15 protein-coding genes are annotated in these 16,762 nt (G+C 45.4%); 9 read left to right on the forward strand and 6 right to left on the reverse strand.

Annotation, left to right across the window (positions count from 1 at the left end; translation table 11 throughout):
- The first annotated feature begins 232 nt into the window (after positions 1–232).
- From MMA19_RS00515 to MMA19_RS00535, 5 genes are read left to right on the forward strand one after another with little or no spacing between them, the layout of a single operon-like run.
- Complete coding sequence (locus MMA19_RS00515; protein WP_240205209.1) at positions 233–985, forward strand: outer membrane lipoprotein-sorting protein; 753 nt, start codon at positions 233–235, stop codon at positions 983–985.
- Between the two features lie 33 nt (positions 986–1,018).
- Entirely contained in the window at positions 1,019–2,248 is a 1,230-nt protein-coding gene (locus MMA19_RS00520) for an FtsX-like permease family protein (protein ID WP_006070502.1), read from the forward strand.
- Positions 2,238–3,473: an FtsX-like permease family protein gene (locus tag MMA19_RS00525; RefSeq protein ID WP_006070501.1), complete on the forward strand. Its 1,236-nt coding sequence runs from the start codon at positions 2,238–2,240 to the stop codon at positions 3,471–3,473. The genes MMA19_RS00520 and MMA19_RS00525 overlap by 11 nt, the downstream gene beginning before the upstream one ends.
- Before the next feature lie 21 nt (positions 3,474–3,494).
- Complete coding sequence (locus tag MMA19_RS00530) at positions 3,495–4,205, forward strand: ABC transporter ATP-binding protein (RefSeq protein ID WP_006070500.1); 711 nt, start codon at positions 3,495–3,497, stop codon at positions 4,203–4,205.
- A gap of 53 nt (positions 4,206–4,258) precedes the next feature.
- Positions 4,259–5,392, forward strand: coding sequence for a hypothetical protein (locus MMA19_RS00535; RefSeq protein WP_240205826.1), 1,134 nt, complete (start codon positions 4,259–4,261; stop codon positions 5,390–5,392).
- On the opposite strand, the gene idi is transcribed toward MMA19_RS00535, so the two are convergent.
- The 6 genes from idi to MMA19_RS00565 all read right to left on the reverse strand — a co-directional run bounded on the left by idi (position 5,389) and on the right by MMA19_RS00565 (position 11,725).
- Positions 5,389–5,925 (reverse strand): isopentenyl-diphosphate Delta-isomerase, encoded by a 537-nt coding sequence (gene idi / locus MMA19_RS00540; RefSeq protein WP_031494129.1) that lies wholly within the window; start codon positions 5,923–5,925, stop codon positions 5,389–5,391. The two genes, MMA19_RS00535 and idi, sit on opposite strands and share 4 nt — an antisense overlap.
- Before the next feature lie 188 nt (positions 5,926–6,113).
- Entirely contained in the window at positions 6,114–6,755 is a 642-nt protein-coding gene (locus MMA19_RS00545; RefSeq protein ID WP_240205210.1) for an START domain-containing protein, read from the reverse strand.
- A 189-nt stretch (positions 6,756–6,944) separates the two neighbouring features.
- Positions 6,945–8,003 (reverse strand): ABC transporter permease, encoded by a 1,059-nt coding sequence (locus tag MMA19_RS00550; RefSeq protein WP_006070496.1) that lies wholly within the window; start codon positions 8,001–8,003, stop codon positions 6,945–6,947.
- A gap of 14 nt (positions 8,004–8,017) precedes the next feature.
- A complete protein-coding gene (locus tag MMA19_RS00555) occupies positions 8,018–9,043 on the reverse strand; it encodes an ABC transporter permease (RefSeq protein ID WP_156110123.1) in 1,026 nt (341 codons plus the stop codon).
- Positions 9,043–10,551 (reverse strand): sugar ABC transporter ATP-binding protein, encoded by a 1,509-nt coding sequence (locus tag MMA19_RS00560; RefSeq protein WP_062459278.1) that lies wholly within the window; start codon positions 10,549–10,551, stop codon positions 9,043–9,045. The genes MMA19_RS00555 and MMA19_RS00560 overlap by 1 nt, the downstream gene beginning before the upstream one ends.
- Positions 10,552–10,699: 148 nt before the next feature.
- Positions 10,700–11,725 carry a substrate-binding domain-containing protein gene (locus tag MMA19_RS00565; RefSeq protein WP_006070493.1) on the reverse strand — a complete coding sequence of 342 codons (1,026 nt, stop codon included), beginning with the start codon at positions 11,723–11,725 and terminating at the stop codon, positions 10,700–10,702.
- 434 nt (positions 11,726–12,159) lie between these two features.
- On the opposite strand from MMA19_RS00565, the gene MMA19_RS00570 reads away from it, so the two are divergent.
- Genes MMA19_RS00570 through MMA19_RS00585 form a run of 4 tightly spaced genes read left to right on the forward strand, consistent with a single transcriptional unit; the run spans position 12,160 to position 16,761 of the window.
- A complete protein-coding gene (locus MMA19_RS00570; protein WP_031493347.1) occupies positions 12,160–13,119 on the forward strand; it encodes a sugar-binding transcriptional regulator in 960 nt (319 codons plus the stop codon).
- A 9-nt stretch (positions 13,120–13,128) separates the two neighbouring features.
- On the forward strand, positions 13,129–14,115 hold the full coding sequence (locus MMA19_RS00575; protein WP_236109586.1) for an aldo/keto reductase: 987 nt from the start codon (positions 13,129–13,131) through the stop codon (positions 14,113–14,115).
- Positions 14,116–14,159: 44 nt separating this feature from the next.
- The gene (locus MMA19_RS00580) at positions 14,160–15,932 is read left to right on the forward strand and encodes a glycerol-3-phosphate dehydrogenase/oxidase (RefSeq protein WP_240205211.1); all 1,773 of its coding nucleotides are present in this window, start codon (positions 14,160–14,162) and stop codon (positions 15,930–15,932) included.
- Positions 15,916–16,761 carry an aldolase gene (locus MMA19_RS00585; RefSeq protein WP_240205212.1) on the forward strand — a complete coding sequence of 282 codons (846 nt, stop codon included), beginning with the start codon at positions 15,916–15,918 and terminating at the stop codon, positions 16,759–16,761. Before MMA19_RS00580 ends, MMA19_RS00585 begins: the two co-directional genes overlap by 17 nt.
- The last annotated feature ends 1 nt before the right edge of the window (position 16,762 follow it).

The raw sequence follows: 16,762 nt of genomic DNA on the forward strand, positions 1-16,762 counted from the left end.
CCGTAACTTACTGATTATTCAAAGCTATGGAGTTCCTTAAATAGAGTTTTGCACCATTTTAGTGATGTCTATTCGAAAATTGCACCCGAATAGCAGCAGTGATATCGCATTGACTCAATATGGTGCAAATTGCAGAATATTAACTTCGATAGTTATGGAAATGTCATGTGTCACAAATATATATTTAAAGAATTGATATAGTCTTCCAAACCGATAAGAACAGGTGTTCTCAATGAGATTTATATTGCGCGCTATTGCTGCCTTACTACTACTGTTTTCCCTACCGAGCCTGGCATTAAGCCCATCGGATATCGTCATCAAATCTGACCAATCTATGAGAGGCGACTCAAGCTATACCGAACTGACCATGCGTATTATCAGGCCTGATTGGACGAGAACAATGAGTATGAAGAGTTGGACCAAAGGGCAAGATCTTTCCCTTGTTTTGGTTACAGCACCTGCAAAAGATAAAGGCTCTGCCTCGCTAAAACGTCAACGGGAAATGTGGAACTGGTTACCGAATATTGAGAGGGTGGTAAAGATTGCGCCATCTATGTTGGGACAGTCATGGATGGGATCGGACTTTACCAATGATGACCTCATAAACCAGTCTTCTATTGTGGTTGATTACACACATGAGTTAGTAAAAGAAGAGAGTTTCGATGGTGAGCAAACTTGGGTCATTGACGCTTATACTAAGCCGGATGCGCCAGTAGTTTGGAGTAAGGTAAGACTGTGGATTTCAAAAGAGACTTTCTTACAACGTAAAGCGGAGTTCTATGACGAGTTTGATGAGAAGGTAAATACAATGCAAACCTTTGATATCAAGGAATTAGGTGGACGTAAAGTGGCAACACGTATGGAGATGATTCCAGCTGACAAACCCGGACACAAGACAGAAATGATCACTCATCAAGCACAGTTTAATTTTGCTATTGAAGACAGCTTCTTCTCTCAAAGCCAAATGAAAGCGTTACGTGACTAAGGCCCACATGAAAACAAGGAGTGAGCGTTCATCATGTTATTAAAACTGGCTTGGCGAAATCTGTGGCGACAAAAACGCCGAACCTTGCTAACCGCATCGGCGTTGGCATTAGCCCTTTTTTTGTCTCTGTTAACTCGTAGCTTTCAAGAAGGAAGCTACAACGCCAACATAGATAACGCGGCACGCTTTTATACCGGTCTCATTCAATTACAGCACCCAGAATATGCCGAAAGCAATAGTATCGATGATGTGATATCGGGTGACCTGGAGCAGTTTCCTTATCTAAAGAACATGAACAGTGTTAGCTATATTTTGCCGAGACTTGAGTCTGTAGCATTGGCTGCGGCCGATGACCGCTCTAAGGGTGTGTTGGTTTTGGGCGTGGATCCAGAAGCAGAAGATCGCTATTCACATATTAGTAGTAAAGTCAGTTCTGGGAATTTTATCGATTCTGACAGTAACGGTGTTTTATTGGGTGAAGGACTAGCCTCGTACTTAAAACTGAACGTAGGTGATGAAATAATACTCTACGGGCAAGGTTACAGAGGACACACTGCTGCGGGGCTTTACACTGTAAATGGATTGCTTCATTTCCCAGTGAAAGCACTGGATAACCAAATGGTTTATATGCCGATCAAGCTTACACAAGAGCTATACAGTACTGGTGATCAAGTCACTTCTTGGGTATTGCACACCGACTCCCTTGATGACGTTGCAACTGTCGAAACAAAGCTTAAAGATCATTATCAGGATCAATTGAAAGTTAGGGATTGGCAAGACCTATCCCCTGAAATGGCGCAACAAATTGCCTTGGATCGTGCAGGTGGAATTTTCTTAATTTACATCTTATATGGCATTGTTGGTTTTGGTTTGTTTGCGACTGTCATGATGATGACACTGGAACGGCAGCGAGAGTTTGGCGTTATGCTTGCAACGGGCATGGTACGACGTCAACTACTGGGGTTGTTATTCATTGAATCGGCGTTCATTTGTCTTTTAGGTATTGTTATCGGTACGCTATTGACCATGCCAGTTCTAGGTTATTTCTTCTTAAATCCTATCGAGATAACAGGTGATGCTGCTCAAATGATGCTTGAAGCCGGCTTCGAGCCGATTCTTCCGGTTCACCTCGATCTTTCGTTATTTATGACCCAAGCCGTGGCTGTCACGTTCATCTTATTATTGTGTCTAGTCTACCCAAGTTGGCGTCTCTATCGTCTCAATCTGGTTTCTGCGCTAAAAGGGGGAGCACATGCTCATTAAATTGGCGTGGCGTAATCTATGGCGCAACAAAATTCGCACCGGGATCATGGCGGGCGCTATGGTATTCGGACTGGTGGGGGTGGTTGCCATGATGGGATTCATGAATGGTATGACTGACAACATGGTCCATAATGCTATTGCTTGGCAAACCAGTCATTTACAGATCCATAATCAAAGGTTCGATGAGAATCCTGATATTAAAGACACCGTAATTGGTGATAAGCAAATTGAAGCTGCACTTGAGGCAAACTCGAATATCAATCAGTGGGTATCTAGGTTCGTTGTGGATGGCATGATGGCATCAGCTCGCAGCACCCGTGGTGTAACGGTATTGGGCATAGACTCGGCCAATGAACTTGACTTTACACCAATTGCGGAACGTCTCGTTGATGGGGAGTGGCTTGATGAAAAAGGTCGCAATCCGATATTAGTGTCGGCCAAAAATGCGCAGCGTCTAAAGCTTCGAGTGGGCTCTAAGGTGGTGATTACGTTTACCGACCCTGAAGGAGAGGTAACGGGAGCCGCATTCCGAGTTCGCGGTATCTTTAAAACGCCATCATCTGCTTACGATGATGGTCACGTCTTAGTCCGAAAGTCTGACATCCAATCTCTGGCAAAACTTAATGGAGTTCATGAGTATGCCGTCCAAGTAACCGCAAAGGCCAACGCTAACAGTGAGGAGCAAGTACGACATGTTGTCTCAGACCTGCAGTCGCTCATTCCAAGTGGTAACGTGGTACAAGGTTGGTATCAATTGCAACCGCTATTGGCAACCATGATTAATACGATGAAAATCAGTAATCAAGTGATGTTGACGGTTTTTGTTGTGGCGATGGCGTTTGGTATCGTCAATATCATGTTGATGTCGGTTTTTGAACGTACTCAAGAATTTGGCGTTTTAATGGCCGTGGGAATGCAAAAGCACAAAATTTTTATGTTGGTGATGCTAGAAACTGTGTTACTAGGTAGCTTAGGTGCCATTCTAGGTATTGTATTTAGCAAAGCACTTATTGCTATTTTAGGTCACACGGGGTTGTCACTTGGCTCTATGGCGCAAGGGTTAGGTGCTTATGGTGTAGATACGTTACTGTTCCCAACGGTCTCCAATGAACAATACCTGATGGTATTTGTTACCGTGTTTATCGCCTCTATAGTGGCTGCGCTCTATCCTGCACGACAAATCCTTAAACAGAAGCCCGTTGAAGCCATGTCTGATAAGAAATAATCAAAAGGTAAGTGAATTGAGATGACCATAGAGATTAAGCAGCTTAATAAAATCTATAACCCAAAAAGTGAATTTCCGGTGCATGCGGTTCAAGACTTATCTTTGACGATTGAGCAGGGAGAGTTTGTCGCCATTATGGGACCTTCGGGATCAGGAAAAACTACTATCCTCAATATGTTAGGGGGCATTGATACCCCTACATCTGGAGAAGTATGGATTGAGGAAAGCAACATTTGTCAGCTATCTGAGAAACAACTCATTGCATTTCGCCGTGACAACATCGGGTTTATCTTCCAGGACTATAGTTTATTACCTGTCCTGACTGCTCAAGAGAATGTCGAGTTTGTCATGCAACTACAAGGCGTAGCAGAGAAGCAGTGTCAGCAGCGTGCGAGTGAGTTATTGGCCCAAGTGGGGCTTGAAAATCAGAAAGATAAACGGCCACCAAAAATGTCTGGGGGACAACAGCAACGTGTAGCCGTCGCACGTGCTCTAGCGCCAAGACCACGATTTGTGATGGCGGACGAACCGACAGCCAACCTAGACGCCAAAAGTACCGCAGAACTGCTAGATATTATGCAACATCTGAACGAAGTGGAAGGAACGACATTTATATTTTCCACCCATGATCCTCGAGTGATAAAAAGGGCAAAGCGCGTCATTGTGTTTGAAGATGGCAAACTGGCGTCCGACAAACTGCAAACTGAGCTTACCACGGAGCTCGAACACTAGTTATGTGGAAAAAGTTAGTCACCACCATTTTTATCGTTGGCGCAGCTGTCTATATGGTAGAAGTGAAAGCGGAGATACCGGGGTTACAGCCAGAGAAGAACTGGGACCTAACCGGTTATGTGAAATACATGGCGACAGGGGGCATTCCAGATCACGGAGAGAATACCTTAGATCACCTTATACATCAGAGATTTAACTACGAGTATCGCTTCTCTTCCTCATTTCGTTTTAATGCAGGCATGCGCAATAGAGTACTCGCTGGCGATAGCTTGAGTGCGCCGTTCTATTCAGAGATTATTGCGGCGGACAACGGATATTTTGACCTATCAAGAAACCTGGTCGATAACGACAACATGATCATCAACAGTCAGTTTGACCGTTTGTATTTTGATTGGAAAGGGGATGACTGGAGCTCAAGAATAGGACGTTATCGAGTCAATTGGGCGATGAACACCATTTGGAATCCTAACGATCTGTATAACTCGTACTCGATATACGACTTTGACTATGAAGAAAGACCAGGAACCGATGCGATATCGCTCAGCCGCAAACTTGGATTTGCGAGCAGTATAGACTTTGTCTACAGTCCCAACAAAGACAGCAATTTAAAGAGATATTCTGCTCGCTATCTATTTAATCACAACGGTTGGGACATGCAGGTTCTAGCTGGACGATCAGGTTTGGATTACGTTCTAGGTGGTGGTTTTGCAGGTGATATTAATGGTGCTGGGTTTCGAGGGGAGCTGACATGGTTTGACCCATGGAAATCCGAGTATCAAGGTCAATCTTATGAAAAGACCATCGTATCAAGTATTGAGACTGACTATAGTTTTGGTGGAAGACGCAATTGGATAGGGCGAGCATCGGTACTTTATATTAGTGAACCACAACAAGCGATTGATGCGGCGGTATATCTAACTTTACCTCTCACCGCGAGAACTCTGAGTTTTACTAAATTCACGGGCTACGCCGACTTAGGTTTCGACATTACACCATTGTCGCGATTTACTATGTCTGGTAGTTACTATCAAGATGGCTCTTTTTTCGTTGGTTTATCGAACAGCTACTCATTGTCTGACGACTGGCAATTGCTTACCGTATTACAGCGTTTTGATGGCAGTTCTGGAAGCTTGTTTGGAGCAACCCCTTCAACACTGCTGTTTGCCAACATCAAATGGTCGTTCTAATTACTTAGATGATGAGTCGTTTTCTCTAGAACTAACCGAAACCATGCACTGAAGGTTGCTGGCTCCGCCTTCATCGTTTGCTCGATATCAGACTGCTGCCACCATTCACACAGTTCTGCTTCGTCTGCATTAAGGTTGAACTCGACTTTGTTCGATTCAGCAATAACCACGTGATCAAGTTCATTCTCAGTTAAACCATTGCTGAATTTAGCACAATAACTAACGGTACCAATATCGATGAGTTCGAGTGGGGTCGTTATGCCAAGCTCTTCGACAAGACGACGTTGTGAAGCCGAGATAATCTCTTCATCTGGACGTGGATGTGAACAGCAGGTATTACTCCACAATCCACCACTGTGATATTTATTGATCGCGCGTTTCTGAAGTAAGAACTCAAGTTGGCCAGCGTTATAACGATAAATAAGCACTGAAAAAGCCAGATGTTTAAGGCCTAAACGGTGGGCTTCCAGCTTCTCTTCGGTACCGATTGGTTTCCCAAATTTATCGACGACAACAACCAGTTCACAACTCATATTCTATCTCACGCTTGCTTAATGACCGCTTTGAACACTGCGGTTTTCTCTTATTTCACTGCTGCGCCAACCAGCGAGGGCGCGCATCATAGCACAAAAGACCCTGTGATGGAGAGTGGAGGGGAGATTAATTCACAACATTGATACTAAAGATGAAGAGAGATGGATCATTAATGTATTGATTGGGCTCATTCTTTCAGATGTGGATGAGAGTAGCGTTGGTACCTCGGTAACTGATTTCTTAGATTATTGAACGTCGCTCTAGCACTTTGGGTAGAGAGTTTATTCATCAACCAGTCGGGTAGTATTCCACCAGGGTCTGCATAGGCTTTGTATTCGATAAGTGTCGTACCGTTGGTCAGCTTTTGTAGATTCCAACTCGCATCGACAGAAGTAATTCGAATATAACCCTCTTGTTTCGGTAATGAGGATTCAGGCGCATCGTTAATTTCGATAGTGAAACCATAATCGTCGACCCAATACTTCGAGTAGGTAACCATATCGCGGTCTCTCGCTGGCCAAGGTGCTTTAAACTGGGTATAAACGATGTTTTCGCTGATTGATATTTGCCTTAACACTCGGCTATGGCTGGCGTTATCTATCCAGTTGGGGACGTTTTCACTATCTTCTAATAAGGTTAAGAAGGCACTATAAGTTGTTGGTGTAAACATTTGCGCTCGGATTTCGACTAAACCATCGGTGTGTTCTCGAGTGTAGATAGTGATTCCATCATTATCACTGTCAAATTGCCAATAGCTATTTTCTTCAGCGCTTAATGAGCCTGTCAGCAGTATCGTCGATAACAGTAAAATGATGCGTAAAACGTCCATGTTTCACCTGTTGAATGTCAATTTCTTGCATTAAGCATATACAATTTTATTCGAAAAATCAGGGTAGTAGACATTTTAAGTAAAAGAATGGAAGTAGAAGTAGATAGATAGAAGTAGGGAAAGGCTTTCCAAATAGTAAGAGCCAACAGGGCTAGGCGCACGTGTTGGCTCTTTAGGTTGTAATGAATATTAGCCTTCGTTACGCTTTCGGCTTACCAAGTGATTTGACGCCGCCGCTGCTAATAGCGCACCACCAATTACCAAGGTTTGGTAGTAGGCAGGTACGAGAGTGAGCATCCCGACGGTTAAGGTCATGATAATCAATGCACCAACAAATGAACGCAGTACTTTGCCTTCACCGCCACTAAACGCTGTACCACCAATTAACACCACAAGAATCGCGGTCAACTCCATACCATCACCCGACAACGGGTCACCCAGCGACATAAAGCTTGAACGAGCAATCCCCGCAAGCGCAGCTGTTGCACCGACAATGGCGTAGAGCGTGAAGACGACTAGCCCAGTCTTAATACCTGATAATTTAGCCGCCGTTGGGTTGCCACCCGTCGCTGCGGCGTATTTACCTAGTAAAGAACGGTTTTGTAGGATGATGAGCAAAGCCGTAACCCCCACCGCGACCCAAAATGCCATTGGCAATCCAAGTAAAACAGCATCGCGACCATAGTCGTTAAACCATGCTGGCATTTTTAGATCGCCCATGGACTTGATGGCTGACACGCCATCTTCAACTAGAAGCAGTGCGATACCTTTATACAGACTCAAGGTAATCAAGGTGGCAATAACGGGAGTGATATTAAACTTCACCACTAACAAGCCGTTGAAAGCGCCCAGCAATACACCACAAAACACGGTAATGGAGAAAGCTGCCCACATTGGAACACCATTGATGGCGAGGAGGGCATATATGACCGCAGTGAGTCCCATGGTGCTACCAACGGATAAGTCGATGTAACCCGAAACCATTAGCAAGGTAAATGCGCCGGCTAGTACCAACAGTGGGGCGGAGACACGTAAAATGTTGATGACGTTTTTCTTATAAAGAAAGTTTCCGCGCTCAAACAGTGCATACTGATCTAAGTTAACACTACTTAGAAAAATAACAATCGCTGCTAATACAAAGTAGATGTAATAGTTACGGAAAAACTCGGCCACTTGTCCGCCCAGTGCAGGTGATGGTACTGGTGACGGGGCAGATGATGAATTAAGTGATTTGGTTGAATCGGACATAACGTTTCCCCTCTTTATTTGTTTCTAAGGGACAGTGCCCAAGTTTGAGCAGTAATTGCTAAGAAAACGGCGACTGCTTTGAGTATGAATTGCCAATCCGGTGAGAGAGTTAACCCAGTTGCAGCCGAGGTTACCACCGCCAAGATAATGGCACCAAAGAACATGCCAATGACAGAACCGAAGCCGCCAGCAATAGCAATACCGCCAAGTAGCGCAATAACCAATGCGTCAAACTCCATCAGTAAACCACGATTAGAAAAGCCTGACTTAAACTCTGAGGAGAGCAGGATGCCAACAATGCCGGCTACTAGTGCACTAAATAGATAGAGGTAAGTAATGTGTTTTGAATTGTCGATACCTGACAGCTTGGCGGCTTCAGGGTTGGCGCCAATCCAATAGGTGATGCGGCCAAACACGGTTTTACGCTCAATAAAAATGGCGACAAAAAATAGAATGAGCATAAACAGCACGGGGAATTGCATTGAGGTGCCAAACACCTTCAAATTGCCTAGCAAGCCAAACTCCTCCGGCAAATTGGTGTTGCGTTGCGAACCTTGAGTAATCACCTGAGCGATACCTCTCGCCACCATCATAGTACCCAGCGTGACGATGATTGATGGGATGCGAAACTTCACGACGAACAGAGCGTTTAGGCCACCGATAGCCAGTGCGCCCATTAAAGCGCCGACCACGGCTAACCAATAAGGTAAACCTAAGCCTGTCGATAGCGCTGAGCCGCCACCTACAGCTTGAGCAAACCAAACCGACAGCACACCCGAAAGCGCTACAATACCGCCAACGGATAGGTCAAAGTTGCCAGAAATCAGCAGGAAAGAGACGCCAACACCAAGAGAAATGACCGCCCAGTTATTTGTGATCAGGTTAAGCATGTTTTGAACTTGGAAAAAGTTCGGGACAAACGCTGACGCAACAAGAAACAGCCCGATAGCGACAAATGCCACTAACAAGGTGATGTACATTTGGTCGCTCACCCTTCGATACTCGACTGGCGAGTGATTAGGCTTTACTGACGTGTTCATTATACTGCCTCCTCAAGGCCACCCGTAGCGGCATTTAAAATAAAGTTAGTGTCGACGTTCGGTCCATTCTTGATTTCAGACACCAGTGAACCGTCATAAAGTAAGAAGATTCGGTCACAAACACCCAAGATCTCTTCGAGTTCTGTAGAAAACACCGCGACTGAGTTGCCTTCGTTGGCGAGGCTTTTCACCAAGTCATAGATCTCTTTTTTCGCTCCCACATCGACGCCGCGAGTGGGTTCATCGAGTAGAAGAAGTTTTGCCTGTGAGAACAGACATTTAGCGATAACCACTTTTTGCTGATTACCACCGGAGAGTTTCTCTGTGTGCTTTTCTATTGAGCTGGTGGCAATAGAGAGCTTATCGACGTAATCGATCGCCGCATTCAGCTCATCATTTTCTCTGAATACCCCGAAGTCAGACATTCTTGGCAGATTCATCACTGGGATATTTTCTCGAATGGTTAAATTGGTAAATAAGCCTTGAGTACGACGCTCTTCAGGGACGAGGGCAATACCTGCTGCAATGGCTTCACGTGGCGAATTACCCACATCTTTGCCATTGAGGCGAATTGTGCCAGAGACTTTGTCGGCGCCGAATATCGCTCGTGCGATTTCTGTTTTTCCCGCGCCAACCAAACCATAAAACCCAACGATTTCGCCTTTTTTGATATCAAACGAGACATCTTTGAGGCGGTGGTTATTAAGGCGCTGCGCCGCCAGGAACACTTCATCGGTAATGGCGTCGCGCGGGGAATAATCGTGCATGATGCTGCGACCAATCATCATATCGATAAGCTCTGCGCGGCCATCGACTTCAGACATGGGTTTAGTTGCGATGTGTTTGCCATCGCGCATGACGGTGACGCGGTCGCCTAGGGTCAAAATCTCATCCAGTTTGTGAGAGATATAAATAACCGTCACGCTTTGTTCTTGCAGCCTACGAATAACGGTAAAAAGTCTTTCGACTTCTCTTTCCGACAGCGCAGCTGTTGGTTCATCCATAATGATGACGTTTGCGCCAGATGAAGCGGCACGGGCAATTTCAATAATCTGCTTTTGAGCGACACCTAGGGTCGAGACGCGAGCATATGGGTCGATAGACGGCTCGATGGTCGCTAAGGTCTCGATTACGCGATCCTCTAGATCTGATTTAATTAAAAAGCCGAATCGGCTCTGTTCCATACCCAGCGTTAAGTTTTCAAGTACAGTCAATTCATCAACGACGTGTAGCTCTTGGAATAAAGTGGCGATTCCCGATTCACGTGCTGACTGAGTGCCAGTAGGTCGGTAATCCTTACCGTTCACTTTCATTGCGCCTTGAGTAGGCTGAATAGCACCGGTGATCATTTTTACCAATGTGGATTTTCCTGCGCCGTTCTCGCCAATCAAGCAGTGAACGGTACTTCGTTCAATTGCAAAGCTCACATCGTTAACTGCCCGAACACCGGGGTAGTCTTTAATCAGCCCTTCAATTGATAATACAGGTGTTGAATTGTGACTATTCAAGATGATCTCTCCTTCAGTGGTTGCACCTTCGATACTGCTAGGCCACAGATGACATGACAGATGAAGCGAGTTTTTCCTTAACACTGAGATTTTGAATAAATGAGTAACATATAAGGTCGGCGGTCTAGCCGCCGACCTTAAGCCTAGGTTAGTTGCTGAACTGAGCGTCTAGCCATTGCTCTGCATCAGGTTTTGGCATTGACCAGTAAGAGATGGTGTAAGCCTTGTAGAAGAACTCTTCTGCTTGATCTTTTGTCGGAGCGACTTTTTTGTTGATTACGTCCATAACCAAGTCGATACGACCACGTGCTGTCTCAATCGGTGGAAGACCCATAGAGACTTTTAGGCTTGATTCAGGGTCATAGATTTGACCAAATTCGACCGAGTCAAAGTCAACACTGGCGACGATCTCTGTCACCGGTTTGCCATCTTTGAACTTGCCGCGACCTAGCTGGTTAAGACCTGCCATTGTGCCAACGGTTAGGTTAGAGGCTTCGGAATAAATTAAGTTAACTTCTGGCTGTTGAGTAAGAAGGTCAACGATGATCTGTTTCGCAGCTTCTTGGCCGCCGCTAGCATCAAGAGCGCCTAGGTTTTTCGCTGTTGGATCAACCGAAAGCACACCTTCTGCAAATGGGTTAGTTCGACCAGAACTTACCTCGGTATGGTTTGGCCAACCGAGTTGAACCATGACGATTGGCTTGTCAGGATTCGCTTCTTTCCATGCTTTTGCCATTTGTGCGCCCATATCGAAAGAAACGGTCGCTTCATCACTTCGAGCCGTTGGAATGCCGGTATCAGTGATTGGGCTAAAGAAAGACGTCATAGCGATGTTCTCTTCTAATGCTTCTTCAACACCTGGTGTCGCTGCTTCGCCATCCCATATATGAAGTGAGGCACCATCAAATGCACCTGCTGCTACTTGGTCAACGTTTTGCGTCATTACCGCTGAATCGGCTTTACCATCGAAAATAACCACTTCAGCACCGTACTTCTCTTTTGCGTAGCGCTTTGCTTCCGTCGCTTGAGATTGGTGGAATACATTAGACAAATCAGAAACGAAAAACGCGATTCGTTCGTTTGCATGTGTTGTGGCTGCTAGGCTTGAAGCGACAATAATACTCGTAGCGATAAGTCCTTTATTAAATATCTTTTTCAAAGTCACTGACTTCATAATTTTCTCCATTTTTATTTGCTATTCACTCGTCGTCTTTGGAGCAACATCTGCTTCGCCTCTATAAAACAGCTTGGTTCTTATTAAGCCAAAAGCAGCACAACACGTTGTTCTCGTTGATGTGAATTATCTTTCAGACAGGTGAAATATATTTCACGTGTTAAAAGGTAGTGAACAAAATGTAGCCGGTCAATGCTATATCGATACAATACGTATCACTTTGGTCATTATTTGTGATCTAACGCACTTAAATGGTCAAAACGATACGATTGGTATCATTTTAACTTGTAAAAGTCTTTTTCTATGATTACTTTTTACTCAGATGAAATAAATTTCACACCTTGTTAACCAAGATTGCCAAGATAAAAAGCTATTGAGTGTTAACGAAATGTGAGGCCTATATAAAGGCAGAAAGCAGTAATAAAGGTAGAGATATGACGATGAACGAACGTGACGACATATTGAGACAGACAGCAAAGATCTTAACGTTGCGATACATGGAAAATCGCAGCCAGTCGGATATTGCTAAGCAGCTTGGGTTGTCCACAGCGAAAGTGAATCGTGTCATTAAGCAAGCGCATGATGATGGTCTAGTTGAGATTACCTTAAAGCTTCCACAAGAAAGAACGCATACATTAGAACAACGCTTGTTGGAAAAATTTGGCTTGAAAACTGCGGTGATTCAGCCAAGTCTCAGCCAGGATGACGAAGTCGTTACTCGCCAAGTGGCACAGGCAGCAGGTGAACTACTTATAGAAACCATCAAGCCAGACAGCATTATTTGCATCAGTGCGGGTAAAACCATGGCGCAGATTGTTGAGCAGCTAAAACCCATGCACTTTCCGAATGTGAGAGTGGTTCCGGCTACAGGGGGTATCCAGGGGCACCATTTCACAGACGTGAACTACCTAGCAAGCAAATTGGCAGAAAAGCTGGGTGGAACAAGTACCCAACTCCACGCGCCGCTTTTTGTAGATACCGACGAACAGCGCAACATCTTGATGGAGATGCGTAGTATTAAAGATGTTCTCGACTTGGCTCGAAACGCAGATATTGCCTTGGTGGGTATTGGTTCCGTCGCCAGTGAAAGTGACAGCTACTATGACCTGCGCTCGTTAAGTGGCCATGAAACTGAAACGCTGATCAGCGCCCAATGTAAAGGGGAAGTACTAGCCCATCTTTATGATGCACAAGGCGATAAATGTGCGGAACACATCAACCAAAAACTTATCGGCCTCAATCTTCAAGAACTCGATAGCATCGAACACAGTTTCGGTGTAGCAGCAACTCGCTCTAAAGTGTCCGCCATGTTAGCGGCATTGAGAGGCGGATTGATCAACGGGTTAGTCTCGGACGAAGACACCGTCGCCAGCGTATTAGAACAAGCAGAATAGGGAATCAACATGCAAACTAGAGAAATTGGAAATTCAGGAATTGAAGCATCAGTCATCGGTCTTGGCACGTGGGCAATGGGTGGTTGGATGTGGGGTGGAACAGATGAGAAAGCCTCCATTGATGCCATTCATGCTTCTTTAGATCACGGCGTGTCTTTAATTGATACCGCTCCAGCGTATGGACTTGGTGTGTCTGAAGAAATAGTGGGTAAGGCAATCAAAGGACGCCGCGACAAGGTAGTACTGGCAACTAAATGTGGTTTGGTTTGGCATACGAATAAAGGTAATCACTTTTTTGATGAGAATGGCAAGCCAGTGCATCGTTATCTTGGTGCTGATGCTATCCAACATGAAGTGGATCAAAGCCTAAAACGTCTGCAAACGGATTATCTCGATCTCTACATTACCCACTGGCAAGACCCAACCACGCCGATTGCTGAAACCATGGAAGCATTATTGGCGCTAAAGAAAGCCGGTAAGATCCGCGCCATCGGGATCAGCAACGCTAATCAAGCGGAGTTGGAACAGTATCAACAAGCAGGCGTTGTGGACGCGGTGCAGGAGAAATATAACCTCATCGAGCGTCAGTTAGAACAAACTTTGTTGCCATCAACCATCAAAACTAATGTCGCGTGTCTTAGTTACTCATCACTTGCTATGGGGCTGCTGAGCGGAAAAATCACCCCTGAACGTGTTTTCACTGGCGATGACCAGCGCATCACTGATCCTATGTTTACTATCGAAAACCGCCGTTGGGTACAAAAGTTCTGTCAGTCCATTGAGCCGATTGCTCGCCAGAAAAATGTAAGTGTTGCACAGCTAGTGATTGCCGCAACACTGCAACAGCCAGGCATCACTTATGCTCTCTGTGGTGCACGAAATGCAGCTCAAGCAATAGAAAATGCCGCAGCAGGAAGTGTGGTGCTATCTCAGGAAGAGGTGAAGTTTATTGATGCAAAATCCCATGAGTTTTTTGGCGAGTTGGAATTGGCGTAGCGACGCATCGTAAGGAAAGCGGAAAACAGTGGCAGGGAGCAACAATGAATAACAACTCAACCGCCTTTAGGCGATTAAAAGAGAATAGTAACTTTGACGTCGTGGTCATTGGCGGAGGAATCAATGGTATTAGCGTTTTTCGAGAACTGGCATTGCAAGGTGTGAAGGTCTTGTTAGTCGAGAAAGATGACTTTTGTTCTAAGGCCAGTGCTGCGCCATCTCGCATGATACATGGCGGACTTCGCTATCTAGAAAATGGTGAGTTTCAATTGGTGAAAGAAGCACTCTATGAGCGAAATCGCCTACTTGATAACGCGCCTCATTTTGTTGCTCCTTTAGAAACCACCATTCCTATTTTCTCTACTTGGTCGGGTATGTTTGACGGCCTGTTTAAGTTCTTAGGATTGAAAGACAAGCCTTCACAGCGTGGCTCTGTGGTCATCAAAATTGGGCTGAGTCTTTACGATTGGTTCACCAAGCGTGATCAATTGATGCCAAATCACCAGATGCACTCATCTCGCTCAACACAAAAACGCTGGCCTATGATGGGGGGGGACGTAAAGAGCAGTGCCACATACTTTGATGCGTGGATTAGCTCACCCGAGCGCCTCGCCTTGGAATTGATTCAAGAAGGGGTAGAAGCGGGTGGCGTTGCACTCAATTACACTATGGTCTCTGGGTTAGAGCAGGGGAAGTTGACGATTTCTAATCACGACGCTGCGGAGTCTATTCAAGTTAAAACGCACCATGTGGTCAACGCGACAGGTGCTTGGGTCGACACGACCAATGGATTACTGACTGCACCTAGCCAGTATATGCAGGGGACAAAAGGGTCACATATCATCGTCGATAACGCAGATCTGCTGGCTGAGCTGGATGGCAATATGCTGTTTTATGAAAACAGCGAAGGACGAGTTTGTATCTTGTTCCCGTATTTCGGAAAAGTACTGATCGGCTCGACGGATATCCCCGTGAGCGACCCTGAATCGGTGCGTTGTACGGACGAAGAAATTGATTACATTATCGAATCACTTAGAGGCGTGCTACCAAAGCTGGATATCAGTCGTGAGCAGATCGTCTATCAGTTCTGTGGCGTGAGACCACTTCCTTCAGTCAATACCTCGACCACAGGGCAAATCCCCCGCAGTCATTCATTGAAACAAGACAAGATTGGCGACACTCTTATCTATTCGCTTATCGGAGGCAAGTGGACAACGTTCCGTGCCTTTGGTGAGGAAGTGGCAGATGAACTTTTAGCATCATTAGGTAAAACGCGAGTTTGCGATACCAAACAAAGAGCAATAGGTGGTGGTAAGGGTTACCCTGTCACTGATTCATCAAAAGCGACTTACTTAGCCTCATTAAGTGAGCGTCATCCGCAATATTCACAACGCCAAATGGAAACTTGGTTTCAGCGCTACGGCACGGCCTGTGAATCACTGCTTGGTGCACTTCAAGGAACACAAGATAAAGCGCTGTCGTCACTCGATGACTACACCCAAGGCGAGCTCAAGTTCATTCTGGAACGTGAGTATGTATCGACAACGTTGGATGTGCTGCTTCGCCGTACCTCGATAGCGATTGAAGGCAAGTTAACTGAGGAAAGCTTCGAGGAGATTTCCAATTTGGTCGCTGACCACTTTTCTTGGAGTCAAAGCGAACGCGATAAAGATAGAGCTCAATCGAAGCAAGTGTTGCTGGATTTCCATGGCGTTGAATTGGACGCCTTACCAAAAGTTTCAAAACCCACATTACAACCTACCGTTACGGAAAATGAACAACTATTAGATGGAGAAGAGTATGTATTTAACCAGTAAAGTCAGGATGAATCGCCTATTTAAGCAAGGGCGTTGTTTGGATGTGGCTATCGACCACGGCGTGTGCAACGAGCCTTCATTTTTAGATGGGCTAGAAAACATGTCTTCAGTGGTAAAACAACTAGTGGATGCCAAGCCAGATGCGATTCAGATGAATGCGGGTCAAGCTGACTTACTGCAAACTGTCGATGGCAAAGACAAACCTGCACTGGTCATGCGAATCGATTTGGGTAACCCATATAACGCAGAGCGTCACCGCCACATGTGGGCACTACTACAAAATGCGGAGCAGCCTCTTATTCAAGCCCTTCAAATGGATGCGGCATGCGTTGTAGTGAACCTATTCATGCTGCCTGATGAACCTGACTTGTTTAAGCAATGTGTTGCCAACATAAGTAAGGTCAAAGCTGAGTGTGAGAAATACGGTATGCCACTGATGATCGAACCCTTGGTGATGCAGCCTAACAGCCAAGGACAGGCTTATATGGTCGATGGTGACTGCGAAAAGATTGTCACCTTGGTGCGTATGGCACGTGAGCTAGGTGCTGACATTATTAAGGCCGATCCAACCAGCCAAGCAGAAGACTTCCATAAAGTGGTTGAGGCGGCAAGGTGCCCGGTATTGGTTCGTGGCGGTGGACGTGAAGATATTGAATCTGTGTTTAACAAAGCGCGAGCACTGCTCGATCAGGGTGCGCTTGGCATGGTGTATGGACGCAATATTTATCAACACCCCAATCCAAGCCGCGTTGTCGATGCTTTGATGGCTATGATTCACAATGGTGCGTCTACCTCAGAAGCAATGAACATCTACATTGGCGATAAATAGC

The organism is Vibrio sp. CyArs1 (assembly GCF_022432925.1).
In the GTDB taxonomy this organism is placed as follows: Bacteria; Pseudomonadota; Gammaproteobacteria; order Enterobacterales; family Vibrionaceae; genus Vibrio; species Vibrio mediterranei.